Source organism: Streptomyces poriticola, assembly GCF_036689765.1.
GTDB lineage: Bacteria > Actinomycetota > Actinomycetes > Streptomycetales > Streptomycetaceae > Streptomyces > Streptomyces poriticola.
In genome coordinates this window covers 535,986-561,762 of the sequence record NZ_JBAGKH010000003.1, presented here as the reverse complement: position 1 = coordinate 561,762, position 25,777 = coordinate 535,986, and the positions used below count along the sequence as shown (strand labels likewise).

Here is a 25,777-nt window from a genome sequence, read left to right as displayed (position 1 = left end):
AGTGTGGCAGGTGTGCGCAGTCCGGACGTGTTGGATTTGCCCGACGGGTCGAAACTGATCACCGAGAACGGTCGGATTGTCCAAGTGGGCGCCGACCAGCAGGTCATCGGGGACTCGGTGGCCAGGACGCAGTCTGCTACGAGAGAGTCGCAGTTGGCGGGGATCGGATCGACATCGCGTCTCGGGCACCCTGCTGCAAGAACGGATGGAATCAATCCACCCGAGCAACGTGGCCCGACCTACTCCGGGCAAGGTAGTGAACAAGCTTCTCACGCAACCGGGAACGGCCTAGGCGGTGACGTCGGTCGCGGTGCAGATTCACACACGCTCGGTCGGGATACTGAGCAGGCTAGGAACACCCGGACCGGCGGGGCCTCCGCGCAGCCCGGAGATGGAATCCCGTCAACGCCGCACAGCGGAGGAAGTGGCGGCGGTGACGCTGAGACCTTCCACCGGAGAGGTGAGGCCGGTGGCGAGGCGGCGGCAGGCAGCGGTCGGAACGAACCATCCGACGGCACCAATCCACCTTCGCCCTACCAGGGCGGTGGGGCAACAGGCAGACCGTTCACCCCATTCGATGAGATCTCCACGGATCGATATACCCGTGGAGCGGAGACCGCTAGTGCACGGTCCGAGCCGATGCATCCCGAGCAGCGAGATAGCGTCGTTGATGAGCTCGGCAGAGCGAAGATTGCGCCTCAGGACCAAGCTCGTGTAATCAAGACGCTCAGTAAGGAGCCGTTCGGCGCCGACGTTGCAAACTTGATCGCTCGTGGTCATCTCCGAGACGTCGAGAATTACAAAGAAATACTCAGCATGTGTAAGCAGGGGAAAACTGGGTCGAACGACAGCATGATCCCCGCAGCGTACATGGCCCTTCAGCATGCAACCGAACTTCAAGAGCGGGGGTTCTTGAATCTTGCCTTTGAGCTCAAGGATGACGTTACAGGTCTCGATCTGGACGTTGTGACACTCCATGCGGATGGTGCTCCGCACTATGGCTATCAACTCAAGGATGTCAACACGATCGAAGGGATCAAGAGTGCCGCCAGGAAGGCTGCGAAGCAGCTCAAAGGTGGTACAGCTGATGCCAAGATCGCTATCCTTGATGTGCATCAGTCGATGGCAGATCTCAACAGTAAGATGTTCAAGGAGGCGGAGTTCCAGGCCAGAAGGGCAGGAGCTACGTTCCATCTGCGCTTCAGCGACGGGACTGTCACGGTCCCGCCCAATGGCCCTCTCTTTCCGTAAGGAACTATCATGTCGACTTTGATGCGGGCTCCGCGAGAATGCGGCTCGTGGTTCTGGGACCTCGATGACGTGGCTGAACCGGGTCTGGACTCTGCCCTGGAGCTGGCGGCGCGAATGGTAGAGGTCCTTCGGCGGGATGAGCTTCTTATCCCCCACCGGCTCGAATATGACTGGATTGTTCTTGATCGCGGAAGTGTTGGTGTCACCACTGGGTTGGCGCTGACTACACCTCTTGGCGATCCGAAACTTCCCTGCAGGATTCATGACAGTCGGCCTTCAGGGTTTCCGACCGCGGAAGTCGACGACATTCACGTGGTCGGGGTCGGTGTATGGATCGATGCTGAAGGGAGACCGCATCGGGAACCTCGATTGCTGGAGTTGTCCGTTTCCCCAGCTTCTGTCGGTATCTCGGCCGAACTTGCTGTCCATCACGACGTCTGGGCATGGTTTGACTTTTCCGGTCGGCCTCAGCCAGACGTGCACCAGCGCAATGCTCCACGGCTCGCGGCTGCACTGCAAGGCCTCAACTCTGAGCTGGGAGTAAGAGGTGAACCAGGTGAGGTGACATACTTCGGTTTCGCTACGGACCTCGGACTTGGTGTTCCGGACGCTCTTGACGATGGATCCGGTCCGGATGTGACGGACAGACTCTGACGTAGGCTCGGCTTGATCGCCTGAAGCTGGACGGCGGGACCGTTCTTCAGGGCACTACCGGAACGGTCTTCGGCCCGGTGGAGGTCTTCGAAGGGGATGCATCGAGGGTGCTTGCGGGTGAGGAACTGCAGCGATGAGTGCGGGACCGAGGGGGCAATCTGATGGTTGTCGAGCCACGGCGTCGGCGGTGACGGAGTGCAGGAAGGCGCCGGGGTGTTGGAGATTCTTGAGATGATGCTGCATCTGTCCGCTGGAACTGGTGGAGATCTGTGACCGCCCACGACTACGACATCCAACTCCTCGAATCCGTCTCCGTCCGGCGGCGGCGGCTTCGGGATGCCTTGCTGTTCGGGGGGCAGCGGCAGCGGCGGACGTTGGACGAGCGGATGGGGAAGGTGTTCGCCGGGATCGTGATCGCGGCCGTGGTGTGTGCCGGGTGTGTGGGGTGGTCGTTCGTGGAGAACAGGATCATGGGGCGGGATCCGTACGGGGCTTCCCCGTCGCCCTCCGTGGTCGTGCCCTCTCGGTGATAGGTTCGAACGCGTGATGTCCACGGGGTCGTTGAGCCGTTCCGCGGCGTCCGGTCGCACGGTGTTCAGCAGGGTCACCCTGGTCGGTGACCGGCGGCGGGTCGATGTCGTCCTCCCCTCACAGGAACCGGTCGGTGTGCTGCTGCCCGAGGTCATGAGGGTGCTCGACGACCGGGCCGGGGAGCGGCCCGAGTTGCGGCATCTCGTCGCGGCGGACGGGTCGGCTCTCGCGCATGACGGCACGCTGGAGTCCGCGGGCGTCCGGGACGGCGCCGTGCTGCGGCTGGTGCGGGCCGAGGACGCGCCCTCCGCGCCCGTTGTCCACGACGTCACCGATGTCGTCGCCGACGACCTGGGGGTGCGGGCCTGGCGGTGGCGGGCCTCCGTGCGACGCGTTGTCGCCGGGGGCGCGGCTGTCGTTTTCGCGCTGGTGTCCGCGTTCTTCGCCCGGCGGGAGTTCGACAAGTCCGGCGTCGGGCTCGCGCTGCTCGGTGTCGCCGCGGTGGCCGCACTGGCCGGCGCCGTGTGTGCCCGCGCCCGGCGGCAGGCGCTCGCCGCCGCCCTCGTCGTCACCGCCGCGGCCCTCGCCGTACTCGGCGTCTGGACCTGCGCCGACGCCGCCGCATGGTCCGGCGTGCTGCGGCTGGCCGGAGTCGCCGTGGTCGTCGTGGTCGCGCTGCTGCTCGCCGGGTGGGTGACCCCGCTCGGACGGGGGGCGTTGATCGGGGCCGGTGCGGTCGGCGCCTGTCTCGTCGCGTGGGAGGCGGCCCTCGGGCTGCAGGGCGGGGGACGGACACCCGAGGAGCAGAGCCTGGCCGCCGCTCTTGTGGTCGTCGTCTGCGTCGTCGCCCTCGGTGTGCTGCCGCGGCTGGCGCTGATGGCGTCGGGGCTGACGGGGCTCGACGACCGGCGGACCGGCGGGGCGACCGTCGCCCGGTACGACGTGCGCACCGCGCTCGCCGCCACGCATCGCGGGCTGGCGTTCGCCACCGCCGCCCTCGCCGTCTCCGCGGGCGCTGCCGGGGTGCTCGTTCTGCGCACGGTGTCGGTGTGGACGGTGCTGCTCGCCCTCGCCGCGGCCATGGCACTGGCCCTGCGTGCCCGTGCCTTTCCGCTCGCCCCGGAGGTCGTGGTGCTGCTGACCGCGGCGGGAGTGGTCGCCGTACGGCTCGTCGAGGTGTGGGTGGTGGAGCGGGGTGCACCCGCCGGAGGCCTCGGGGCGCTCGTGGTCCTCTCCGTCGTACCGCTGCTCGTGCTCGCCGTCGAGCCGGCCGAGCATGTGCGGGTGCGGCTGCGCCGCGCCGGTGACCTGCTGGAGTCCGTGGCCGTGATCGCCCTGTTCCCCCTCCTCATCGGCGTGTTCGGGGTGTACGGGCGGCTGCTCGGCACCTTCGCCTAGGGAACGGACGGGGCGGGGAATGAGCCGGGGAGCCGACTGGCAGCGCGATCTGCTGCGGGAGTTGACCGACCAGGGGGGTTCTGACCGGGCGGGCGCCGGCCCGACGGATGCGAACGCGTCGGGCGCCATACCGAGCGGCAGCGGTGCGACGGGCTCCGGTCCGGCGCGCCCCGTGTCGAATGTCCCGGGCCCCGCCGGGACCGACGTATCCGGCACCGATCCGGCCGGGGTCGCCCGGTCCGGGACCGACGTATCCGGCACCGATCCGGCCGGGGTCGCCCGGTCCGGGACCGACGCACCGCCGCCGTCAGTCTCTCCGGCGTCTCCGGCCATTCCGAACGCCCCCGAGTCCACACCAGCCCCGCAGCCGACCCCCGCCCCGGCCCCCGAACCGCATTCCACCGCCGAGGCACCGCGCGCTCCCGCGCCGCCCACGCCCATGCCCGCGCCCCGCGCCGACCGCGACCCCCGCCTCCCCACCCCCGTCCCCGAGTCCCTCCCCACCGTCGACCCCCGCCTCGCCCTCGCCCTCGGCCGCCCGCGGCACGGTGACTCCGCGGCCCGGCGCGCCGGGGGCGGGCTGCGCAGGCTCACCGGGTCCGCCAGCGCCGAGGTCGCCGAGCAGACGCGGCTGGCCCAGGAGCTGCAGCAGCCGGTGACGACCGGCCGGGTCGTCGCCGTGACCTCCATCCGCGGTGGCGTCGGCAAGTCCACCGTCGCCGCGCTGCTCGGCCGTACGTTCAACCACTACCGGCACGACCCCGTCCTCACCCTGGAGGCGGACGCCGCACTCGGCACGCTCCCGGTGCGGATGGGCGCGGAGACCGTGCGCTGGTGCGCCGCCGACCTCGCCGGCATCCTCACCCCGGCCATGCAGCTCACGGACGTCACCGGCTATCTGGTGCCGGTCGCCGACGGCGGCTGGCTGCTGCCCGCGGGGCAGGGGCGGGTCGGGGCCCCGCTGGACGTACGGACGTACCGCACGGTGACGCTCGCGCTGCGCCGGTACTTCGCCGTCACCGTCGTCGACTGCGAGACGCTGCCCGGCGACGTGGCCCGTACCGCGATGGACACCGCGCACGCGCGCGTGGTCGTCGCGCCGATGACCGCCGAAGGCATTCACGGCACCCGGCAGGTCCTGGACTGGCTGGGGCAGTTGCCGCACTCGGCGCTCGGCACCACCGTCGTCGCCCTCACCGCCCAGACCCCGGACGCCACCGTCGACGCCGGGACCGCCGCCGCGCATCTGCGCGAGCCCGGTGTGCCCGTGGTCCGGCTCCCCTACGACCGTCACCTCGCCCAGGGAGGCCCCATCCACACCGCCATGCTGGGCCGGAGTACCCGCGACGCGGCCGTCCGGCTGGCCGCCGAGGCGATCCGGCGGGCGGTGCGGGTGCGATGACCCAGCACGTCACGCACCGGCCCGCGCGGTCCACGCGTCCGCTCGCGCCCGTCCATGAACGCACCGTCGAGGCACCGCCCAACCTTCCCGAGGGCAAGGTCGGCAGCGCGGCGACGGCCCTGCTTCCGATGGCGGGCGTGATGAGCTCCGTCGTGCTGATGACCGTGGTCCGCAACAGCCGGTTCGCGGTGATCGGCGCGGTCGTGCTGGTCGCCGCGTTGTTCGGGGCCGTGGCGCTGTTCCTCTCCCAGCGCGGGAAGGCACAGCGCACCCGGCGGGTGCAGCGGGAGCGGTATCTGGAGTACCTGGAGGAACTGCGGGAAGTGCTGGCCGCCGAGGAACGGGAACGTCGGCAGGCCGCCCGCGAGCTGAACCCGCCGCCCGAGGCGCTCTACGACCTGGTGCGCGACCCCGCGCGGCGGTGGGAGCGCCGCCGCCGGGACGCCGACTTCCTGCATCCGCGCGTCGGCACCGGCGACATCCCCGTGCAGAACCTGGGCATCGGCCAGAACGCGGCCGGTGGGGTGCTCACCCCGCCCGATCCGTTCATGCTGAACGAGGCACGGGCGCTGCAGCACCGCTTCCGCACCGCCGCCGACTTCCCGCTCACCGTGCCCCTGGACCGGGCCGGGAACGTCAGCGTCATCGGCGAGCGCGAGGACGTATTGCGCGTCGCCCGCGCGCTGCTGCTGCAGACCGCGGTCACCCATGCGCCCGACGACGTCGCCCTCGCCGTCGCGAGTGCCGACGAGCCCGGCTGGGCCTGGGTCAAGTGGCTGCCGCACATCCTCGACGCGCACACCTACGACGGTCCGGTCCCGGCCCGGCGGATCGCCCCCGACCTCGCCCGCCTCGCCCGGCAGTGCTCACCCGACCTGCGGCAGCGCGCCGCGTACGCGGCCGAGGTGCGCCGGGGGCTGTCCGGCCGGGACGCGCTGCGGCTGACCGGCCGGCTGCTGGTGGTCAGCGACACGCACGGCGACATCGCGGCCGAACTGCCGCTTCCGGACTCGGCCGTGGGGCCCGGGGACATGGGCGTCACCGTGCTGCACCTGCTGCGGGAGCAGGTGCACGAGCCGGGCGAGGTCGCGCTGCGGATCGTCGTCGACGGGGACCGTATCGTCGTGGAGGACCTGCGCGGAGCCGCGCCGCACGGTACGGGCGACGGGCCGGCCCCGACGCAGACGGCGGGCGACCGGGCCACCGCCCACGGCCCCGTCACCCAGGCCGCCGTCATCCAGGCCCCTGTCGTCCGCGGCACCGTCGACCATGTAACCGCCGCCGGTGCCGAGGGCCTCTCCCGCCTGCTGGCGCCGCTGCGGCTGTCCGCCGAGTCGGCCGCCGAGGGCGCCCCGGTGTCGGGGCCGGTCGACTTCCCGGCCCTGCTCGGCATCGACGACCCGGCCGACCTGGACCTGAAGCGGCTGTGGGCGCCGAGGAGCGAGCGGGACTTCCTGCGGGTGCCGATCGGAGTCACCGACCGGCACGAACCCGTGCTGCTGGACCTGAAGGAGTCCGCGCAGCTCGGCATGGGCCCGCACGGGCTGTGCGTGGGCGCCACCGGCTCCGGCAAGAGCGAGTTGCTGCGCACTCTCGTCCTCGCGCTGGCCGCCACCCACTCCCCCGAGGACCTGGCCCTGGTCCTGGTGGACTACAAGGGCGGCGCCACCTTCGCCCCGTTCGCGCGGCTTCCGCATGTCGCCGGTGTGATCACCAACCTGGAGAACCAGGCCGGCCTCGTCGAGCGCGTCCACGCCAGCCTGGCCGGCGAGGTAAAGCGCCGCCAGCAGGTGCTCAAGGACGCCGGGAACGTCGCCGACATCGGCCACTACGCCACGCTGCGCGCCACCGAGCGGCCCGACCTCGAACCGCTGCCGCATCTGTTCGTCGTCATCGACGAGTTCGGCGAACTGCTCACCGCCAGACCCGACTTCATCGACCTGTTCCTGTCCGTCGGCCGGATCGGCCGCTCCATCGGCGTGCATCTGCTGCTGTCCAGTCAGCGGATCGAGGGCGGCAAGCTCAGGGGTCTGGACACCTACCTGTCGTACCGGCTGGGGCTGCGCACCTTCTCCGCCGACGAGTCGCGCACCGTCCTGGACACCACCGACGCCTTCCATCTGCCGCCGCTGCCAGGCTTCGGCTTCCTGAAGGTCGACACCTCCACCTACGAGCGGTTCAAGGCGGGTTATGTCTCCGGCGCCCACCGGGGACCGGCCCGTCGGGACGAGACCGACGACGAGCCGCTCGCCCGGCCCTACCCGACGTACCACGCGTCGCAGGAGACGAGGGCTGTCTCCGAGCTGTCGGGGCCGTCGGGGCCGTCCGGGCTGTCGGGGCCGTCCGGGCCGTCGGATCCGGAGCCGGAGCCGGAGCCGCAGCCCGCGGCGACCCGTCCGGAGACCGGACCGACCGTACTGTCCGTGATGGTCGGCCAACTCGCCGACGCCGCCCCGCCCGTGCGGCGGATCTGGCTGCCCCCGCTGCCCGAGGCCACCACCCTGGACCGGGCCGCGGGCCCGCTGCGCGCCGACGCCGACGGCGTCCGCCTCGACCGGCGCGACGGGCCGCTGCGCATACCGATGGGCGTCCTCGACGACCCGGCCCGGCAGTGGCAGCAGCCCTGGCTGCTGGACCTCACCGTCGCCGGCGGCCACGCCGCGCTCATCGGCGGTCCGCAGTCCGGCAAGACCACCCTGCTGCGCACGCTCACCCTCTCCCTGGCGCTCACCCACCGCCCGCACGACGTCGCCGTGTACGGCCTGGACCTCGCGGGTGGCGGTCTGTCGGCGCTGGCCGGGCTGCCGCACGTGGGCGGCATCGCCTCCCGCGCCGACCACGAGCGGGCCGCCCGCACCGTCGCCGAGGTGCGCGGCATGCTGGCCCGGCGGGAGGAACTCTTCCGCGAGCACGGCATCGACTCCGTAGACCGGCTGCGGCAGTTGCGGACCCAGGGGCGGTTGCCGGAGCTGGGAGCCACCGAGGTCGTTCTGCTGGTCGACGGATTCGGCGCGCTGCGCGACGAGTTCGCCGAACTGGAGGACGCCGTCACCGACCTGCTCAAGCGGGGCGGCGGTTACGGCGTCCACGTCGTTGCCGGGATGCTGCGGTGGAACGACGTCCGGATCGCGGCGCAGTCGATGTTCGGCACCCGTGTGGAGCTGCGGTTGAACGACCCGGCCGACTCCTCCGTCGACCGCAAGCTGTCCGAGACCCTCGCTCCGGACACGCCCGGTCGGGTGCTGACCGGCAGCAGGCTGTTCGCCCAGGCCGCGCTGCCGCGTATCGACGGACGGGCCGCGACGGACGACCTGGGGCCCGCCCTCGAGCGCGCCGTCCGTACCGTCCGGGCCGCCTGGCACGGCGATGTCGCCCCGCCCGTCCGGGTCCTGCCCACGCTCTTGCCCGCCACCGCGCTGCCCTCGCCCGACGCGGAGCCGACCCGGCTGCCGATCGGCGTCGACCAGGACGCCCTCGCCCCCGTCCTGCTGGACCTCTTCGACCAGGACCAGCACCTGCTGATCCTCGGCGACAACGAGTGCGGCAAGACCAACCTGCTGCGGCTGATCGCGGCGGGACTGGTCGAGCGCCACTCGGACGAGGCACTCGTCTTCGGCGTCTACGACCCTCGCCGAGGACTGCGCGGCACCGTCCCCGAGCCCTATCGCGGCGGCTACGCGCACAACGCCAAGCTCGCCTCTGCCCTGTCCACCGGCATCGCCGCCGAACTGGACAAACGCCTGCCGGAGAGCGTGGACCCGGATGCCGACCCCGCCACCGAGGCGGCCTTCACCGGTCCCCGCATCGTGATCCTCGTCGACGACTACGACATCCTCACCACCGCGGGCCAGCAGCCCCTGGCCCCCTTCCTGCCGTACGTCTCGTCCGCTCAGGACATCGGTCTGCACTTCGTCGTCGCCCGGCGCGCCGCCGGGGCCTCCCGAGCCCTGTACGAACCGCTGCTGACCACCCTGCGGGAGACCGGTACCGCCGGGCTCGTCATGACCGGCGAACGCGGCGAGGGCCAGCTCTTCCCCGGCCTGTACCCGTCCGCACAACCGCCGGGCCGGGGGACGCTCGTGCGCCGGGGCCGCCCCCGTCAGCTGATCCAGACCGCCCTCCTGACCGAGCAGCCCGAGACTCAGGGGATGGTGTGACCAAGGACGTCGTCGCCCTCACCCCCACCATGCCCGACCTGCACACCCTGCTGGCAGGCCTGTTCGCCGGCGGCCCGGACCTCGGCGTGGGCACCCTCGCCGACGGAGCCGTGGTGCAGCTCTGCGCGCCCGACGGCCGACCGCTCGTCTCCGTGGAGGCGCCCGTACTGGTGCAGGTGCCCGGCGAGACGGCCCGGCTGCTGGGCGTCGGAGCCGGGGCCGGCGGATCCGGCGGAGGCGTCTGGTGGACCGAGGCCCGCGCCTCCACGGCGGTGGCCGAGGCCGGGCGGATCGCGGGCTCCTTCGCCGGGCGGCTGGCCACCGTGCTCGGCGGCACCGTGTGGCCGCCGCAGGCCGCCACCACCGAGGTCGTGCCGCTGACCACCGACCTCTCCGCGGTGCCGGTCCCGGCCACGGCAGCACCCGCCGTGGACGTCCTCACATCCGCCGCGGCCGTGGTCATCCAGGACCGCCCGCTCGTCCCCCTGACCAGCTGGCTGTCCGACGCCCTGCGCAGCGCCGCCGAGCAGGACCGCGCCCTGCAGATCGTCACCCCGCCCGGCGCCCGCCTCACCCTGCCCACCCGCACCGCCCTGCGCGGCCTGCCCAACCGCTGGGTCGTCCAGGACCCCCGGCACGGCTACTACGACGGCCTGTCCGGCGCCGTACTCCACTGGAGGGACGGCACCTTCACTCCGGCGCGCGACGACAGCGGGGTCACCCCGGTCGCCGAGGTCTTCGGCACGGGCGCCGAAGGCGACACCGGCGAACGCCAGCTGATCCTCACCCTGCGCACCCGCCACGCACCCGACGCGGAACTGGTCCTCGGCGGCGCCCTCGAGGCGGCCTTCCGGCGGCTGACCGGTTCCCCGCCCGCCGGGTGGAGCACCGCCGAGCCGGTCAACCTGCCCTGGTCCCCCCGGGAGCTGACCGAGCTGGCCCGTGCCCGGGCACCCCGGCCCACCTGGCTCGTCGCTGTCGGCCACCCCGACCGCCCGGCGCTGGCCACGGTGCGGGTGCTGCGCACCCCGGCGGGAGTGGAGGAGGACATCACCCTCGCCGTCGGCTACGGCGCGGGCGAGTCGGTGCCGCTCGACGCCACCGATGACCTCACCGCCGGGTACGGGCTGGTCAGCGCGCTCACGTCGCTCCGCACCGCCCGCCGGGACCTCACCGTCCCCGCCCACCTCGAGGCCCCGCCGAACCCGGTCACCTTCACGCGGGGACGGCACCACCACCGCCTCGGCGACGGGACCGATCCCGGCGCCTGGGACCGGCTGCGGGAACTGCTGCGCCGGGTCCGTCCGGAGGAGGACCGGTGACGGCACGAGGAAGGCGGCCCGGGCCGCCCGCCCCGACTGCGACCGGCACTGGAAGCGGGCCATCGCCGTGCTGCTTCTGATCGTCTGATCACGCCTGACGGGGTGTCTGCATACACTGCCGGTCATGGCATGCCGCATCAGTGAGCTGGTCATCGACTGCGCCGACGCCGAACGGCTCGCCGTGTTCTGGAGCGAGGTCCTCGGCTACGTCGAACTCGGCCGGGAGGACGACGGAAGCATCGAGATCGGACCGCCCGGCGCCGGCTTCGGCGGCCCGCAGCCCACCCTGATCCTCAGCCCCAGCGGTGATCCGCGGACCGGGAAGCTCCGGCTGCACATCGACGTCAGTCCCACCGACCGCGACCAGGACGCCGAGCTGGAGCGGCTGTTCGCGCTCGGTGCCAGGACCGTCGACGTCGGTCAGACCGGCGCCGAGAGCTGGCACGTCCTGGCCGATCCGGAGGGCAACGAGTTCTGCCTGCTGCGCGCCCGGATCCAGACCCTCTGACCACGTCCGGCTCGCTACCCCGCCACGCCGTCCAGCCCGGTCGCGTCCGGTGGCGGAACCGGTGCCCCCGGCAGTCGTACCGTCGCGACCGTTCCGCCGGCGCCGTCCGGGGCCGGGGAGAGGATGACCTGGCCGCCCGCCTGCTGGATGGTGCGGGCCACGATGGACAGGCCGAGGCCGGAGCCGGGGAGGGAGCGGGCGGACGGGGAGCGCCAGAAGCGGTCGAAGACGTGGGGGAGTTCGTCGGCGGGGATACCGGGGCCGTGGTCGCGGACGGTGAGGACGCCGTCGGCCAGCCGTACGTCGACGGTGCCGCCCTCGGGGCTGAACTTGACCGCGTTGTCCAAGATGTTGACCACCGCCCGCTCCAGGGCGGCGGGTTCGCCGCGGACGTACCAGGGGCGGACGTCCGCGTGGATCGTCAGCTCGGGGCCGCGCAGGCGGGCCCGGCGCAGCGCCGACTCGACGATGTCCTGCCAGGCGATGATCCGGGTGCGGCCGGAGTACTGGCCGATGTCCGGGCGGGACAGCTCCTGCAGGTCGCCGATGAGCGCGGCCAGCTCGGACATCTGCGCCTTCACCGAGGCGAGCAGCGCCTTGCGGTCGGCCTCCGGGATCGGGCGGCCGGTCTCCTCGCTGCGGGTGAGGAGTTCGATGTTGGTGCGCAGGGAGGTGAGCGGGGTGCGCAGTTCGTGGCCCGCGTCCGCGATCAGCTGCTGTTGGAGGTCGCGGGAGCTGGCCAGGGACGACGTCATCGAGTTGAAGGAGCGGGAGAGGCGGGCGATCTCGTCGTCGCTGTCGTCGTCCACGGGGATGCGGACCGCCAGATCCTCGGTGCGGGCGACGTGCTCGACGGCCTCGGTCAGCCTGTCGACGGGGCGCAGGCCGGTACGGGCGACCCAGAGGCCGGCCGCACCGGCACCGACGACTCCGGCTCCGGCGACGAAGACGAGCACCAGCGCGAGATTGCTGAGCGAGCTGTTGACCTCGCTCAGCGGCCGTGCGGCGGAGACCGCGACACCTCGCAGGCCCGGCACGGTGTACGTGTAGACGCGGTACTTGGTGCCGTCGTCACCCGTGGCGTTGTGCAGCGCGTCGGGGGCGTCGCCCTCGGCCACGGCGTGGTCGGCGTCGGTGAGCGTCAGCTCCTCCGTGCCGATGATGAGGCAGCTCTGACCCTGCCGGTCCAGCAGCTGCACGCTCGAGCCGAACGGGTTCTGCTCGCGCGGGCTGGACTCGCGGGCACACAGCCCGGTCTCCAGGTCGACGTAGCGTGCGACCTGCGGCAGGCTCATGCGGTTCGCCTGCAACGCGCTGTCCAGCGAGTCCACCAGCACGTTCCGCACCACGAACCAGCACGCCACCGCGGCAGTGGTGACCGCGCACGCCACCGCCACCGCCACCAGCAGTGCCAGGCGCGAGCGGATCGGCAGGGTGCGGAGCCGGCGCAGCGCCTCTCTCACTCCGCGCCACCCTGCCGGAGGACGTAGCCCACCCCGCGGACCGTGTGCACCACCCGCGGTTCGCCGCCGGCCTCCGTCTTGCGGCGCAGGTACATCACGTACACGTCGAGGGAGTTGGAGGTCGGCTCGAAGTCGAAGCCCCACACCGCCTTGAGGATCTGCTCCCTGGTGAGGACCTGGCGCGGGTGGGCCATGAACATCTCCAGCAGGGTGAACTCGGTGCGGGTCAGCTCCACCGGCCGCCCGCCCCGGGCCACCTCCCGGGTCGCCAGGTCCATCCGCAGGTCGCCGAAGACCAGCGCCTCGTCCTCCTCGCTGGCGTCCGCGACCTGTGCCGCGTAGGAGCTGCGGCGCAGCAGTGCGCGGATGCGGGCGAACAGCTCGTCCAGTTCGAAGGGCTTGACGAGGTAGTCGTCCGCACCCGCGTCCAGGCCGGTCACCCGGTCGCCGACGGTGTCGCGGGCGGTCAGCATCAGGATCGGCGTGGTGTCGCCGCCGGCCCGGATGCGCCGGGCGGCGGTCAGGCCGTCCATGCGGGGCATCTGGATGTCGAGGACGAGCAGGTCGGGACGGTAGGCCGCGGCCTTCTCCAGGGCGTCCGCGCCGTCGACGGCGACCTCGGTGTCGTACCCCTCGAAGGCGAGGCTGCGCTGGAGCGCCTCGCGCACCGCCGGTTCGTCGTCGACGATCAGGATGCGCTGGGTGTCACGGTCGCCTTCGGCGGGGCCTGCGGTGCCTTGGGTGCCTGCGGGGCTCATGGGGGGCGTCGGTCCTCGGTCTCTGGAGTGGTACGGCTGACGCTCTTCAGCGTCGCATGTTCGGCGTGGGCTCCGCCTCAGCCGTCCGCGCCGGCCCGCAGCTCCGGCAGGTCGGCCTTGACGGTGTTGATCGGGATGGCGAAGCCCAGACCGACGCTGCCCGCGCTCGCGGAGGACTGGGCCGACGAGTACATCGCGGAGTTGATGCCGATGATGTTGCCGTTCATGTCGATCAGCGCGCCGCCGGAGTTGCCGGGGTTGAGGGAGGCGTCCGTCTGGATCGCCTTGTACGTCGTCGTGGACGACCCGGTGTCGCCGTTGAACTCCTGGCCGCCGAACTCGAACGGCCAGCCGCCGCCCCGCTGCCGCTGTTGCTGCTGCTGGTCCCCCTCCGTGGAGACGGTCACGTCGCGGTCGAGGGCGGAGACGATTCCGCTGGTCACCGTGCCGGTCAGGCCCTCGGGGGAGCCGATCGCCACCACCTCGTCGCCGACCTGCACACCGTCGGAGTCGCCGAGGGTCGCCGCCGTCAGGCCGGAGGCGTCGTCCAGCTTGATCAGCGCCAGGTCCTTGCTGCTGTCGGTGCCGACGACCTGAGCGGTGTACTGCGTGCCGTCGCTGGTCGTGACCTTGACGGAGGAGGCGCCGGAGACGACGTGGTTGTTGGTGATGATCTCACCGTCCTCGGTGATGATCACGCCGGAACCGGTGGACGACCCGGTGTTCGAGGCCGCGCTGATCTCGACGATGCTCGGGCTGACCGCCTCGGCGACCCCGGCGACCGTGCCCTTCTGGCTGGAGGGGACCACGTTCGTGCTGGTCGAGCTGGATGCGGTGGTGTCGCTGCCGGTCAGTTCCTGGATGCCGTACGCGGTGCCGCCGCCGACGGCCGCCGCGACGATCGCCACCGCCGCGAGCAGGGCGACCGGGCCGCGCCGGGCGCTCCTCCGCGCGGGCGCCGCCGCGGGGGCCGCGTGTGCGTCGGCCGCGGCGGGGGCCGGGGGCCGGGCCGGCGGGGGCGGCCACTCGGGATTCACCGGAGAGGTCGCCTCCTGGGGAGAGGACGTCTCCTGGTACGGGCTGGGGTACGGGCTCGGATACGTGTTGCCGGGGCCGTGCTGGGCGCCGTACGTGCCGTCGTACTCGCCACTGGGGCGGATGCTCTCGGTCATGTCCACGAGCATCGGAGGCAACGATGAGAACACTCTGAGTGCCGCCTGAGAAGCCCGGCAGAACCTCGTATGCCCGATATAAAAACCTGCGGAACAAAGCCTGCGGTCGGCGGGCAGGATGGCGCTCCCCGAGTCCCCGGAGTCCTCCGAGCCCGCCGAGCGCGGTCAGTCGGTCACGCGCAGCCGCAGGAGCTGCGTACCACCAGGTGGGACGGGAACAGCCGCAGCCGTTCCCGGCGCGTGCCCGCGACCCGCAGCCCGTCGTCGAGGACGAGGTCCACCGCGGCCCGGGCCATCGCCGGGCGGTCCGAGGCGACCGTGGTCAGCGGCGGGTCGGCCAGCGCCGCCTCCTTGATGTCGTCGAACCCGGCGACCGCCAGCTCCCCGGGGACGTCTATGCGCAGCTCGCGGGCCGCGCGCAGCAGGCCGATCGCCTGGTCGTCGGTGGAGCAGAAGACCGCGGGCGGGCGCTGCGGCCCGGAGAGGATCTCCAGGGCGACCCGGTAGGCGTCGTAACGGTTGTAGGGCGCCTCGAAGAGCCGGCCCTCGGTGGACAGCCCGGCCTCCTTCATCGCCCGCTTCCAGCCCTCTACGTGGTCGGAGACCGGGTCGCCGACCGCGGGGGTCTCGGCGGTGCCGCCCATACAGGCCACGTACGCATGGCCGTGCTCCAGCAGATGGCGTACGGCGAGCTGGGCGCCGCCCAGGTCGTCGGTGACGACGGCGACGTCGTCGATGGCCTCGGGGCGCTCGTGCAGCAGGACGACCCGGGCGTCCCAGGCGTCTATCTCGGCGGCGGCCAGGTCGTTCAGGGCGTGGCTGACCAGGATCAGGCCGGAGACCCGCATCCCGAGGAACGCGCGCAGGTAGTGGACCTCGCGCTCGCCGACGTAGTCGGTGTTGCCGACGAGGACCATCTTTCCGCGCTCGGACGCGGCCTGCTCGACGGCGTGGGCCATCTCCCCGAAGAAGGGCTGGCGGGCGTCCGGGATGATCAGGCCTATGAGATCGGTGCGCCGCGAGGCCATCGCCTGGGCGACCCGGTCGGGCCGGTAGCCCAGTTCCTTGATCGCGGCGAGGACACGCTCGCGCGTGGCCGGGGCGACCGGCCGGGGTCCGTTGTTGATGACATAGCTGACGACGGCAGTGGAGGTCCCTGCCAGCCGCGCCACATCATCCCGAGTCACCTTGGCCACGCGCGGAGTCTACGCGGATGGACCCGCCCTGGGCAGGGCGTACCACCCCTCGATCGCCCCGGGTGACGAACAGGTCTCGGCCGCCGGGTCTCGGCCGCCGGGTCTCGGCCGCGTGGAGACCTGTGAGGCTCCCGTCGCCCGCGGGGCACCCCTCAGGCCTCGGCGCGGGCCTCCGCCGCGGCACCGGCCTGCTTCGCCTCGTCGGCCTGCTTCGCCTCGCTCGCCGCCGCCGTGGCCTTGGCCTTCGCCTTGGCCTCCTCCGTGGCGCGGCCCGCCTTCTCCGGCTTCTCCGGCGTGACGAAGCGGTAGCCGACGTTGCGCACGGTGCCGATCAGCGACTCGTGCTCGGGTCCGAGCTTGGCGCGCAGCCGCCGTACGTGCACATCGACCGTCCGGGTGCCGCCGAAGTAGTCGTAGCCCCACACCTCCTGCAGCAGCTGGGCGCGGGTGAAGACCCGGCCCGGGTGCTGCGCGAGGTACTTCAGCAGCTCGAACTCCTTGAAGGTCAGGTCCAGCACCCGGCCCTTGAGCTTGGCGGAGTACGTCGCCTCGTCCACCGACAGGTCGCCGTTGCGGATCTCCATGGGGGAGTCGTCGCTGACGATCTGCTGGCGGCCCATGGCCAGCCGCAGCCGGGCCTCGACCTCCGCCGGTCCGGCGGTGTCCAGGAGCACGTCGTCGATGCCCCAGTCGGCGGTGACGGCGGCCAGGCCGCCCTCGGTGACGACCAGGACGAGCGGGCAGCCGGGTCCGGTGGAGCGCAGCAGCTGGCACAGGCTGCGCACCTGCGGCAGATCGCGGCGGCCGTCGACGAGGATGACGTCGGCACCGGGTGTGTCGACGAGGGCGGGGCCCTCCGCCGGCGCCACGCGTACGTTGTGGAGCAGCAGGCCGAGAGCGGGGAGCACCTCGGTCGACGGCTGGAGAGCGTTGGTCAGGAGCAGCAGAGAACTCATCGCGCCCCACCTGCCTGGGTCGTCGTCCTACGTTTGTGCACGGTTCGCTCGCCCATAACGTCTTGGTTCCTCCTCGGTCCCTCGAGGACGTTTGCGGCACTGCTTCGTACGGTGCGGGTCCCGCGCCCTGGGATCCGCCGTGCGGCCCGGGGAGAGCCGCCTGTACGTCCGGCGGCCCCGTACACCCGCGGTCTCCCGCGTCGTATACAACGCTCCCGAAAGCACGAAAGGACCCGGGGGCTACGCTGCCCGAGTCCTCTGCCCAGCAGAATAGCCGACATGAGCGACGGTCCGGCAGGCCATGTGGCGCGTTCCACCCATCGTCCGTATGCCGAGACACCCCTGCGGGTGCCCACACGGAGGTTTCTGCGCACGTCCGACGGGGTGCGCGTCGATGCCGTATACGACCCGGGCGCGGCCGTATACGACCCGGGCGCGGCCGTATACGACCCGGGTGCAGTCGTATACGAGACCGGCCGGGCGCCGCACGAGACCGGCCGGGCCTCGTCCCGCGACCTGGTGTTCGTGCTCGCACATGGCTTCACCGGCGACGCGGACCGCCCGCACGTCCGCCGGATCGCGGCGTCCCTCGCCCGTCACGGCGCGGTGGTGTCCTTCTCCTTCCGCGGCCACGGGGCGTCCGGCGGCCGGTCCACGGTCGGCGACCGCGAGGTGCTCGACCTGGCGGCGGCGGTCGGCTGGGCCCGCGGCTTCGGGCACGCGCGCGTGGCCACCGTCGGATTCTCCATGGGCGGCTCGGTCGTGCTGCGGCACGCCGCGCTGCACGGCGAGGACGACGCCGCCGGCACCGACGCGGTGGTGTCGGTGAGCGCCCCGGCGCGCTGGTACTACCGCGGCACCGCCCCGATGCGCCGGCTGCACTGGCTGGTCACCCGCCCCGAGGGCCGCATCGTCGGCCGCTACGGCCTCCGCACCCGTATCCACCACCGGGACTGGGACCCGGTGCCGCTCTCCCCGGTGGAGGCGGTGCCCCGGATCGCGCCGACGCCGCTGCTCGTCGTGCACGGCGACAGCGACGGCTACTTCCCCCTCGACCACCCGCTGATGCTCGCCGAGGCCGCCGGCCGGCACGGCGAACTCTGGCTGGAGCCCGGCATGGGGCACGCCGAGCACGCGGCCGGTGAGGAACTGCTGCGCCGGATCGGCGACTGGGTGGCGGCGCGGGCGGGCTAGCCTGGCCGTGTCCACCGTCGAACCCGATCCCGGCGGTGCTCGCAGCCGACTGATTGAGGAACGAGATGGCAAAGGTCACGGTGCGCTACTGGGCCGCCGCGAAGGCCGCCGCGGGGACGGCCGAGGAGCCGTACGAGGCGGCCACGCTCGCCGAGGCGCTCGACGCGGTGCGCGAGCGGCACCCCGGCGAACTCTCGCGCGTGCTGCAGCGCTGCTCGTTCCTCGTCGACGGCGACCCCGTGGGCACCCGCGGGCACGAGACGGTACGGCTGGCCGACGGCGGGGCGGTCGAGGTGCTCCCGCCGTTCGCAGGAGGGTGACCCGATGACCGACCAGCCGTACGAGGGGTACGGGGCCCAGGACCCCTACCACCGGCAGCGGAACCCCCAGCAGCAGACGCCGCAGCCCGTCTGGCCCGGACAGCCGGCGCACGACGACCCGTATGCCGCGCAGCAGCACACCCAGCAGCACACCCAGCAGTGGCAGGGACAGACCTGGGAGACGAGCGTGCAGCCTCCCGCCTCCGCGGACGAGACGGCGTACCTGCCGCCGCAGGCCTACCAGCAGTCACCGCAGCAGTACGCCCAGCCCCAGCCCCAGCAGTACGCCCAGCCCCAGCCCCAGCCGCAGCAGTACGCCCAGCCGCAGACCCAGCAGTACGCCCAGCATCAGTACGTGCAGCCCCAGCAGTACCCGGAGTCCCAGCAGTACCCGGAGCACCGGTCCGGGTCCCACCCGTCCGCGAACGAGCCGCCCGCACCGCCGGAGGCGACCCGCTCCGAGCCCGTCGGCGCCCCGGACTACGGCCCCGCCACCCTCGCCGGGAACACCCGCGTCACCGATGCACAGCGGGCACGCGCCGAGGGGCGGTCACCGATCATCGAGCCGGGGATGCAGCCGGCCGGGCTCACGGCGCTGCTCGGGCTGCTGCTGGCCGGCGCCGCTGCCGTCGGCTCGTACGCCCTGCTGCTCCCGCTCGTCGTCCTGCAGGCCCTCACCGCCGCGGGCTGGTTCCGGCTGAACGGCATGTGGCCCGCCCGGCAGGGCATCGCCCTGGGCTTCCTGGGCGCGCTCGTCGCGGACGCCGCGATGCTGGCCTCGGGCCGCTCGCCGGCGGCGATCCTGGGCGCGCTCGGTGTGTGGGTGCTGCTCGCCCTGGTGCTGCAGCTGCGCTCGCACGCCGACCCGGACGAGCGGATGTACGGCCTGATGGCGACGGTGGCCGCGGCGGCGCTGGCGATCCTCGCCGGCGGCTATCTCGCGGCCGGGGCGGACGCGGTGACCGTCGGCGGGACCGCCGTCGCGGTCGCCGTGGTGGCCCGGGCGCTGCCGCTGCCCACGGCCGCCTCGGTGGTCGTCGCGCTGCTGGCGGCGGCCGGCGCGGGCATCGCGGCCGGTGCGCTGACGGACTTCGGGACGTCGGGTGCGCTGCTCGGCGCGGGCGCCGCGGTCTGCGCCCTGATCGGCCACCGGGTCGCGAGCTACGACTATCCCTCCCGGTTCGTCCATTTCACCGCGGGCGTGGCCCTGCCGCTGAGCGCCGCGGCACCGGCGGTGTGGGTGCTGGGACGGGCCCTGGGCTGACCGATCCGGGCCACCCGGGCCACCCGGGTAGGTCGAGCCGGCTCACGGGCCGGGCTGCACAGGCTCCGCCTGTCACAGCTGATCGACAATTTCCCGGGAGGACTCGCGGCCAGGGTTACCGTGGCCCGGAGTCCGTCGAGTCCGCCTGGGTGGGGAAACATGCGCGTACTGCGAATACTGCTGATCGTCGTCGTGATCCTGGGCGCCCTCTTCGTGGCCGCGGACCGGCTCGCGGTGAACCTCGCGGAGGGCGAGGCGGCGGACAAGCTCAGAGCCACCGAGAACCTCCCCAGCACCCCGGACGTGTCGATCAACGGCTTCCCCTTCCTCACCCAGATGGCCGACCGCGAGCTGGACGACGTCGAGGTCCGCATCGACGACTACGAGGCGGCCTCGGGCGGCGGCGAGCGGATCCGCATCGCCGAACTGCGGGCCGACATGAAGGGTGTGAAGTTCTCCGGCGACTACAGCTCCGCCACCGCGGCCACCGCCACCGGCACCGCGACCATCGCCTACGACGAGCTGCTGAAGACCGCGCGGTCCGAGCCGACCGACGTCGCCCCCGGTGTCACCGCCCGCGTCGTCGGCCTCTCCGACGGCGGCAACGGCAAGATCAAGGTGGAGGTCGAGGCGACGGTGCTGGGCACCAAGCTGCCCCGGCCGGTCTCCGTGCTCAGCTCGGTCCGGGTCAGCGACAACCAGGTCGAGGTGGAGGCCGACGCCCTGCCGTCGTTCGGCGGTGTGGAGCTGGCCGAGTCGCGGGTGCGGCGGATCACCGACTTCCAGCAGACCATCGACAGGCTGCCGGGCGGTATCGAGCTCGACAAGGTCGAGGCGGCCGAGGACGGCGTGGAGATCACGGTGAAGGGCACCGACGTCCGGCTGGCCGGATAGCCCACCGGGCCGGTCGGGGGTGGCTTCCCCGGGGCCGTGCCCGACAGCCTGTACCGCACCGCCCGTCCGAAAGGCGAGACGCCACCGTCCGCACGGCAGCGGTCCCGATGCCCGCACCCCTTCCGGAACGGTGCCGCGGGCGCGCCGAGGGCGTGATCATTCCGTATGACGGACGATCGTGTCTCAACATTCGACACGCCGGTGACACGCCTCCGATCCCTCCCTACGATCGAGCGCATGAAGCGACAGGCGGATCTCACGAAGCGGCGGGCAGTAGACCTGTGCCGCGTTGCCGCCATGCTCTGTCGCACGTTCTGAGCGGAAGCTCCGTCTTCCGCGGTTTTCCCACCCCGCCGCCCTGCCCAGGGCACGCGTGCGTCCCGCCCGTACGCCATGAGCGCGCGCACGCACCTCTCACTCGCACGCCCCGCCGCAACTGCCCCGGAGGAGAAAGAGCATGAGCCGCAGCGACGTCCTGGTCGACGCCGACTGGCTTCAGGAGCACCTGGACGACCCCAGCATCGCGATCGTCGAGGTGGACGAGGACACGTCCGCGTACGACCAGAACCACATCAAGAACGCGATCCGGATCGACTGGACGCAGGACCTGCAGGATCCCGTCCGCCGTGACTTCATCGACCAGGAGGGCTTCGAGCAGCTCCTGTCGAAGAAGGGCATCGCCAACGAGCACACCGTGGTCCTCTACGGCGGCAACAACAACTGGTTCGCCTCCTACGCCTACTGGTACTTCAAGCTGTACGGCCACGAGAACGTCAAGCTGCTCGACGGCGGCCGCAAGAAGTGGGAGCTGGACGCCCGCGAGCTGGTGGCCGGCGACGAGGTGCCCGAGCGGCCGCAGACCGACTACAAGGCGAAGGCCCAGGACACCTCGATCCGCGCCTTCCGCGACGACGTGGTCGCCGCGATCGGCTCGCAGAACCTGGTCGACGTCCGCTCGCCCGACGAGTTCTCCGGCAAGCTGCTCGCCCCGGCCCACCTGCCGCAGGAGCAGTCGCAGCGCCCCGGCCACGTCCCGAGCGCCCGCAACATCCCGTGGTCGAAGAACGCCAACGACGACGGCACGTTCAAGTCCGACGACGAGCTGAAGGCCCTCTACGCCGAGGAGAGCGTCGACCTCGCCAAGGACACGATCGCCTACTGCCGCATCGGTGAGCGCTCGGCCCTGACCTGGTTCGTCCTGCACGAGCTGCTCGGTGTGGAGAACGTCAAGAACTACGACGGCTCCTGGACCGAGTACGGCTCCCTCGTCGGCGTGCCGATCGAGCTCGGCGCCAACAAGTAAGCCACCCGGAAGCCCTCCCCTCCCAGTAGACCCGGCTCCCCAACCCCTCAGGAGAACGACATGTGCGGTGCGAAGGCCGGTGGCCCGGACGCCTCGACGATCAAGCCCGGTGAGACCACGATCCAGGGTCAGGTGACCCGCGACGGCGAGCCGGTGACCGGTTACGTCCGGCTGCTGGACGAGACCGGCGAGTTCACGGCGGAGGTGCCCACCTCCGCGACCGGTCAGTTCCGCTTCTACGCGGCCGAGGGCACCTGGACCGTGCGCGCCCTCGTCCCGGGCGCCACGGCCGACCGCAAGGTCGTCGCCCAGAAGGGCGGTCTTGCGGAGGTCGCGATCGCCGTCTGACGGCACGCCCTGACGGCGCAGGGGCCGCTCCCCACGGGTTGGACGCCTGGGGAGCGGCCCCTTCGTCATGTCCGGCGGCATGCGCGACGACCTGCACGGCGCCGTGTCCGTGCGACGCACCCGGACCTACGCTGGAGCCATGTACGCGCAGCGGCGCCACCGCTACTTCGTCCTGATGGGGACGTGCCTCGCGCTCTTCGTCCTGGCGTGGGCCGTGGTGCGCCACTGGTCCGTGCCGGCGGCCGTCGCCATGTGCGTGGTCGCGATGGTCATCCCGCCGCTCGCCGCCGTGGTCGCCAACCGGCGCGGCCCCGACGACCGCTGGTGGGACGACCCCTCCGGCGACCCGCAGTCCGACGAGTGGTGGGACGAGCTGGACGGCAAGAAGCGCCCGCGCTGACCCGGGCGGCGGCCGTCACTGACCCGTGGCCGTCGGCGGACCGGGGCCGTCGCTGACCCGTGGCCGTCGGCAGACCGCCGCCGTCAGTAGACCAGCGCCTGCGTGTCCTCCGCCAGCGCCTCCTGCACGAACACCTGGGCACCCGCGATCCGTACCCCCTCGATCACGTCCTTCTCCGTGATCTCCCGCCGGGCCGCGCACTGCGTGCACAGCGTCAGCCGGCCGCCGCTCAGCAGGGAGTCGATCAGGTCGGGCAGCGGAGCGGCGTGCGGGAGCTCGAACTCGGCGGCCCGGCCGGGCAGGGCGAACCAGGAGGACTCGCCGGTCAGCCACACGGAGACGTCGACCCCGCTGGCCACGGCCACCGCCGCCACCGTGAACGCCTGCGAACAGCGCTCGGGGGCGTCGGCCCCCGCGGTCACCTTGATCACGAGCTTCTTCGCCATGGCCGAATCGTAATCAACTCCCCTGCAACCCCATGCATTGGCCAACGGTCACCTCGGCGTACGCGGTAACGGAACGCGTGCGTCAAGTTCTGTGTGGGGGCGTTGTGGACGAACCGGAGAGAGCACACGAGCCGGAGGGAACGGAGACGGCGGAGCGGAAGGACGCGCCGGAGGCGGACGAGGCGCCGGAGGCGGGCGCGGCGGCGGATGCGCCCGGCGGGCCGGACGCGTGGAGAGGGACAGAAGAACCGCAGGGAGCCGAACCCGGGGACCGGCCCGAGGAGCGGGTACCGGTCCCTGGGCCGAGGCGCCGGGGGCGCACCGCACTGCTGGTCGGGACCGCGGCCGTGCTCGGGCTCGTCGCCGGCACCTGCACCGGCTATCTCGTGCAGGCCGACCGGGAACCGACGAGGCTTCCGTCACTGTCCCAGCCCGTGCTGCCACGGGCGGAGGGCCCCGCTCCCGCCCCGCTGCCGGCCGCGCAGGACCGCAGGATCCGGACCGACGGTGATCTGTTCGAGCTGCTGCTGGAACGGCCGCGCGGAGCGCGGGAGAGCGAATGGCTGGGAGGTGAGGGCTGGATGGACCTCGTCGAGTACGCCTCGACGTACGAATCACCCGCCGACGCCTTCGGCCACAGTGCGGACCTGGAGTTCCGTCGCGCGGCCATCACCGCGTGGGAGCAGGGCGACAGATTGGTGGAGATCCGGCTGGTGCAGTACCGGCAGGAGGAGCAGCTGGGCGCCCGCGACGACGTCGACAACCTCCTCTACTGGACCGACGAGGAGCGGCACAACGACAGCTGGCCGCTTCCCGGCACGGGGGACGGGGTCGGGAGGGCCTACACCGGCACCCGGCCGGTCACCCAGCCCGGCTTCGAGCCCTACTACGAGGCCAAGGCTTTCGCCTGGCGCGGTGACATCGCCATGCACCTGTGGATCGCCGACAGCGAGGCGATCCCGAGAAAGGCAATCATGGACCTGGCCGAGCGGCAGTTGGAGCGGCTGTGAGCGAGAGACCGGAAGAGGCCGTGCAGAGCTCCCCGGCGGATCCCGTGCCCGACGCCGCGGCCGAACCCCGCCGCCGTGGCCGTCGGAGGGCCACCGTCGTCGCATCGGTACTGGTGGCCGCAGCGGTGGTGGCCGGCGCCGGATACACGGTCGTGACCGTGCGCCAGGCCGACCGGGACGCCGGGGCGCCCGTGTGGAAGTTCCCGAAGGCGGCGGACGGGGCCGACGCCGGTGAGGCGACGGGACTCGCCGGGATGCTGGTCCCCTATGACGACTTCAGCTGGCTCCGCGGGCCGGACATCAGGGGCCTCGGCTCGGATGCCTCGCTGAGCGGATGGAGCGCCGCGGAGTTCCGCAAGGAAGAACTGCGGGACATGCCGAGAACCGCTCGGCGGAAGCTGGAGGAGCGGATCGACGGGCAGGCCATCAAGGGCATGGCGGTACGCAGCTACCGGAGCACGCGCTACGGGACCGTGACCCGCGAACCCGCCACCACCGTGAACATGCAGCTGGTCCAGATGGACCGGCGGGCTGCCAGAAGCGGTGTCGCGGCGGCCAAGGAACTCGTCGAGGTCCTCGACGCCTTCCGCAAGGGACCGAAGATCGAGGGCCACGAGGAGGCGTACTGCTTCCTGCCGCCCAAGCAGGAGGAGACGGACCTGGAGATGATGGTCTGCTCCGCTGCCAGCGGGGACGTGCTCGTGTCCGTCACCGCCCACGGCACCGAGCCGCTGGACACCGAGGGAGTGGCGAGTCTGCTCGGCGAGCAGCTGGACCGCATCGGCGGCTCCGGGGAGGCGGTGTGACCGAGCAGCGGCAAGCCCCAGACCCCACGGGCGAGCGGTCCGTCGTACCGCCTGTGCCCGAGACGCCGGCCGACACGCGTCCGGCCGCGCCGCGCAGCGACCGGCGGGCGCTGCGCACCGTCCTGAGGTGGACCTGCGCCGCGCTGGTGTTCCTGGCGGTCGGCACGGCGACGGCGTACGGCATCACCGGCATGGAACGCACCGACGTACCCGGACTCGCCACCGAGCCGGACGGCCGCTGGTCCTACCCGGAGCTGACCATGCCGCCACTGCCGTCGGGCAGCCCGGCGCCGTTCGCCGAGGGGAACACGGCGGGTGCCCACCATGCGGATCTGCGCGAGCTGCTGCTGCCCGCGCCGAGGGGGTCGGAGCCCGACCCGGCGCTGCGCGGCGAGGACGGCTGGCTGGCGACGGAGGACTTCGCAGCCGAGTACGAGGGGGAGCGGGACCGCGAGCGACTCGTGCAGCTGCTCGAGGACCACGGCGTGCGGCACATCGCCGCTCGCGGCTGGACCGCGCAGGACGGCACCCGCAGCCGCGTCTACCTGCTGCACTTCGACACCGCAGCGGTCGCCGACGAGGTCTACTCCGAGGAACTGACCCGTCGTCGCTCCGTCCAGTACGAGCTGCGCGGCGTCGACGACGGCGCGGGGTACGACGCCGCGTTCCCGACCGACCACGAGCTGTACGAACTGGAGATCAACCCGTTCGTCGAGGACAGACCCCACGGGGCCGAGCAGGTCCGGCACGCGTACGTCCTCGCGGGCGACGTCCTGGCGGTGATCGTCCAGTCCAGGAAGGGTACGGCACCGGCCCTCCCCTTCCAGCAGACCGTGATCCTGCAGAGCCAGCTGCTCGGCTGACCCCCGGAGGAGTACCTCGGCGGGAGGGCCGGACCCCGGCCGCGTAAGCTGGGGCCCGGCCCTGTGCACATCCGCGTCCGCCCAAGGAGCACCCGTGATCATCTTCTTCGAAGCTCTGCTGGTCCTGGTCTGCGTCGGCGTCCTCGCCTTCACCGGACTGG

The 25,777-nt window shown here is 72.2% G+C and carries 24 protein-coding genes; 18 read left to right on the top strand and 6 right to left on the bottom strand.

Annotated features, from left to right (window positions below):
• Nucleotides 1-639 precede the first annotated feature (639 nt).
• The 7 genes from V5O46_RS07675 to V5O46_RS07645 all read left to right on the top strand — a co-directional run bounded on the left by V5O46_RS07675 (nt 640) and on the right by V5O46_RS07645 (nt 11,223).
• A complete protein-coding gene (locus tag V5O46_RS07675) occupies nt 640-1,251 on the top strand; it encodes a hypothetical protein (protein ID WP_332883673.1) in 612 nt (203 codons plus the stop codon).
• Between the two features lie 923 nt (nt 1,252-2,174).
• Entirely contained in the window at nt 2,175-2,435 is a 261-nt protein-coding gene (locus tag V5O46_RS07670; protein WP_332883672.1) for a hypothetical protein, read from the top strand.
• 16 nt (nt 2,436-2,451) lie between these two features.
• Nucleotides 2,452-3,834 carry a type VII secretion integral membrane protein EccD gene (eccD, locus tag V5O46_RS07665; protein ID WP_332883708.1) on the top strand — a complete coding sequence of 461 codons (1,383 nt, stop codon included), beginning with the start codon at nt 2,452-2,454 and terminating at the stop codon, nt 3,832-3,834.
• A 439-nt stretch (nt 3,835-4,273) separates the two neighbouring features.
• Entirely contained in the window at nt 4,274-5,236 is a 963-nt protein-coding gene (locus V5O46_RS07660) for a type VII secretion protein (RefSeq protein ID WP_332883671.1), read from the top strand.
• Nucleotides 5,233-9,393 carry a type VII secretion protein EccCa gene (gene eccCa, locus V5O46_RS07655; protein ID WP_332883670.1) on the top strand — a complete coding sequence of 1,387 codons (4,161 nt, stop codon included), beginning with the start codon at nt 5,233-5,235 and terminating at the stop codon, nt 9,391-9,393. Before V5O46_RS07660 ends, eccCa begins: the two co-directional genes overlap by 4 nt.
• Nucleotides 9,390-10,715, top strand: coding sequence for a DUF6177 family protein (locus tag V5O46_RS07650; protein ID WP_332883669.1), 1,326 nt, complete (start codon nt 9,390-9,392; stop codon nt 10,713-10,715). The genes eccCa and V5O46_RS07650 overlap by 4 nt, the downstream gene beginning before the upstream one ends.
• Nucleotides 10,716-10,839: 124 nt before the next feature.
• A complete protein-coding gene (locus V5O46_RS07645) occupies nt 10,840-11,223 on the top strand; it encodes a VOC family protein (RefSeq protein WP_332883668.1) in 384 nt (127 codons plus the stop codon).
• 14 nt (nt 11,224-11,237) lie between these two features.
• Here the strand turns inward: V5O46_RS07645 and V5O46_RS07640 are convergent, their stop codons facing one another.
• The 5 genes from V5O46_RS07640 to V5O46_RS07620 all read right to left on the bottom strand — a co-directional run bounded on the left by V5O46_RS07640 (nt 11,238) and on the right by V5O46_RS07620 (nt 16,768).
• Nucleotides 11,238-12,686, bottom strand: coding sequence for a sensor histidine kinase (locus V5O46_RS07640; RefSeq protein WP_332883667.1), 1,449 nt, complete (start codon nt 12,684-12,686; stop codon nt 11,238-11,240).
• Nucleotides 12,683-13,444, bottom strand: coding sequence for a response regulator transcription factor (locus V5O46_RS07635; protein ID WP_332883666.1), 762 nt, complete (start codon nt 13,442-13,444; stop codon nt 12,683-12,685). The genes V5O46_RS07640 and V5O46_RS07635 overlap by 4 nt, the downstream gene beginning before the upstream one ends.
• Before the next feature lie 77 nt (nt 13,445-13,521).
• Entirely contained in the window at nt 13,522-14,616 is a 1,095-nt protein-coding gene (locus V5O46_RS07630; protein WP_332883665.1) for a S1C family serine protease, read from the bottom strand.
• A gap of 173 nt (nt 14,617-14,789) precedes the next feature.
• Nucleotides 14,790-15,812, bottom strand: coding sequence for a LacI family DNA-binding transcriptional regulator (locus V5O46_RS07625; protein ID WP_332883664.1), 1,023 nt, complete (start codon nt 15,810-15,812; stop codon nt 14,790-14,792).
• Between the two features lie 152 nt (nt 15,813-15,964).
• Nucleotides 15,965-16,768, bottom strand: coding sequence for a response regulator transcription factor (locus V5O46_RS07620; RefSeq protein WP_332883663.1), 804 nt, complete (start codon nt 16,766-16,768; stop codon nt 15,965-15,967).
• Nucleotides 16,769-17,047: 279 nt separating this feature from the next.
• Here V5O46_RS07620 and V5O46_RS07615 point away from each other — a divergent pair, with 279 nt between their 5' ends.
• From V5O46_RS07615 to V5O46_RS07585, 8 genes are all read left to right on the top strand, one after another.
• Nucleotides 17,048-17,962 carry an alpha/beta hydrolase family protein gene (locus V5O46_RS07615; RefSeq protein ID WP_332883662.1) on the top strand — a complete coding sequence of 305 codons (915 nt, stop codon included), beginning with the start codon at nt 17,048-17,050 and terminating at the stop codon, nt 17,960-17,962.
• A gap of 65 nt (nt 17,963-18,027) precedes the next feature.
• Entirely contained in the window at nt 18,028-18,282 is a 255-nt protein-coding gene (locus V5O46_RS07610) for a MoaD/ThiS family protein (RefSeq protein ID WP_332883661.1), read from the top strand.
• Nucleotides 18,283-18,286: 4 nt separating this feature from the next.
• Nucleotides 18,287-19,546, top strand: a complete 1,260-nt coding sequence (locus V5O46_RS07605) for a hypothetical protein (RefSeq protein ID WP_332883660.1) — start codon at nt 18,287-18,289, stop codon at nt 19,544-19,546.
• Between the two features lie 159 nt (nt 19,547-19,705).
• Nucleotides 19,706-20,440, top strand: a complete 735-nt coding sequence (locus V5O46_RS07600) for an LmeA family phospholipid-binding protein (protein ID WP_332883659.1) — start codon at nt 19,706-19,708, stop codon at nt 20,438-20,440.
• Nucleotides 20,441-20,605: 165 nt separating this feature from the next.
• On the top strand, nt 20,606-20,758 hold the full coding sequence (locus V5O46_RS31825; RefSeq protein WP_408648928.1) for a putative leader peptide: 153 nt from the start codon (nt 20,606-20,608) through the stop codon (nt 20,756-20,758).
• 139 nt (nt 20,759-20,897) lie between these two features.
• A complete protein-coding gene (locus V5O46_RS07595) occupies nt 20,898-21,743 on the top strand; it encodes a sulfurtransferase (RefSeq protein ID WP_332883658.1) in 846 nt (281 codons plus the stop codon).
• Between the two features lie 60 nt (nt 21,744-21,803).
• Entirely contained in the window at nt 21,804-22,091 is a 288-nt protein-coding gene (locus V5O46_RS07590) for a DUF1416 domain-containing protein (RefSeq protein WP_332883657.1), read from the top strand.
• Nucleotides 22,092-22,230: 139 nt separating this feature from the next.
• Nucleotides 22,231-22,491 carry a DUF3099 domain-containing protein gene (locus V5O46_RS07585; RefSeq protein WP_332883707.1) on the top strand — a complete coding sequence of 87 codons (261 nt, stop codon included), beginning with the start codon at nt 22,231-22,233 and terminating at the stop codon, nt 22,489-22,491.
• 83 nt (nt 22,492-22,574) lie between these two features.
• Here V5O46_RS07585 and V5O46_RS07580 read toward each other — a convergent pair whose 3' ends face one another.
• Nucleotides 22,575-22,937: a DsrE family protein gene (locus V5O46_RS07580; protein WP_332883656.1), complete on the bottom strand. Its 363-nt coding sequence runs from the start codon at nt 22,935-22,937 to the stop codon at nt 22,575-22,577.
• Between the two features lie 104 nt (nt 22,938-23,041).
• Between V5O46_RS07580 and V5O46_RS07575 the strand changes: the two genes are divergently transcribed.
• Genes V5O46_RS07575 through V5O46_RS07565 form a run of 3 tightly spaced genes read left to right on the top strand, consistent with a single transcriptional unit; the run spans nt 23,042 to nt 25,616 of the window.
• Nucleotides 23,042-23,947: a hypothetical protein gene (locus tag V5O46_RS07575; protein ID WP_332883655.1), complete on the top strand. Its 906-nt coding sequence runs from the start codon at nt 23,042-23,044 to the stop codon at nt 23,945-23,947.
• Nucleotides 23,944-24,753, top strand: coding sequence for a hypothetical protein (locus tag V5O46_RS07570; protein ID WP_332883654.1), 810 nt, complete (start codon nt 23,944-23,946; stop codon nt 24,751-24,753). The genes V5O46_RS07575 and V5O46_RS07570 overlap by 4 nt, the downstream gene beginning before the upstream one ends.
• A gap of 53 nt (nt 24,754-24,806) precedes the next feature.
• Entirely contained in the window at nt 24,807-25,616 is an 810-nt protein-coding gene (locus tag V5O46_RS07565; protein ID WP_332883653.1) for a hypothetical protein, read from the top strand.
• The last annotated feature ends 161 nt before the right edge of the window (nt 25,617-25,777 follow it).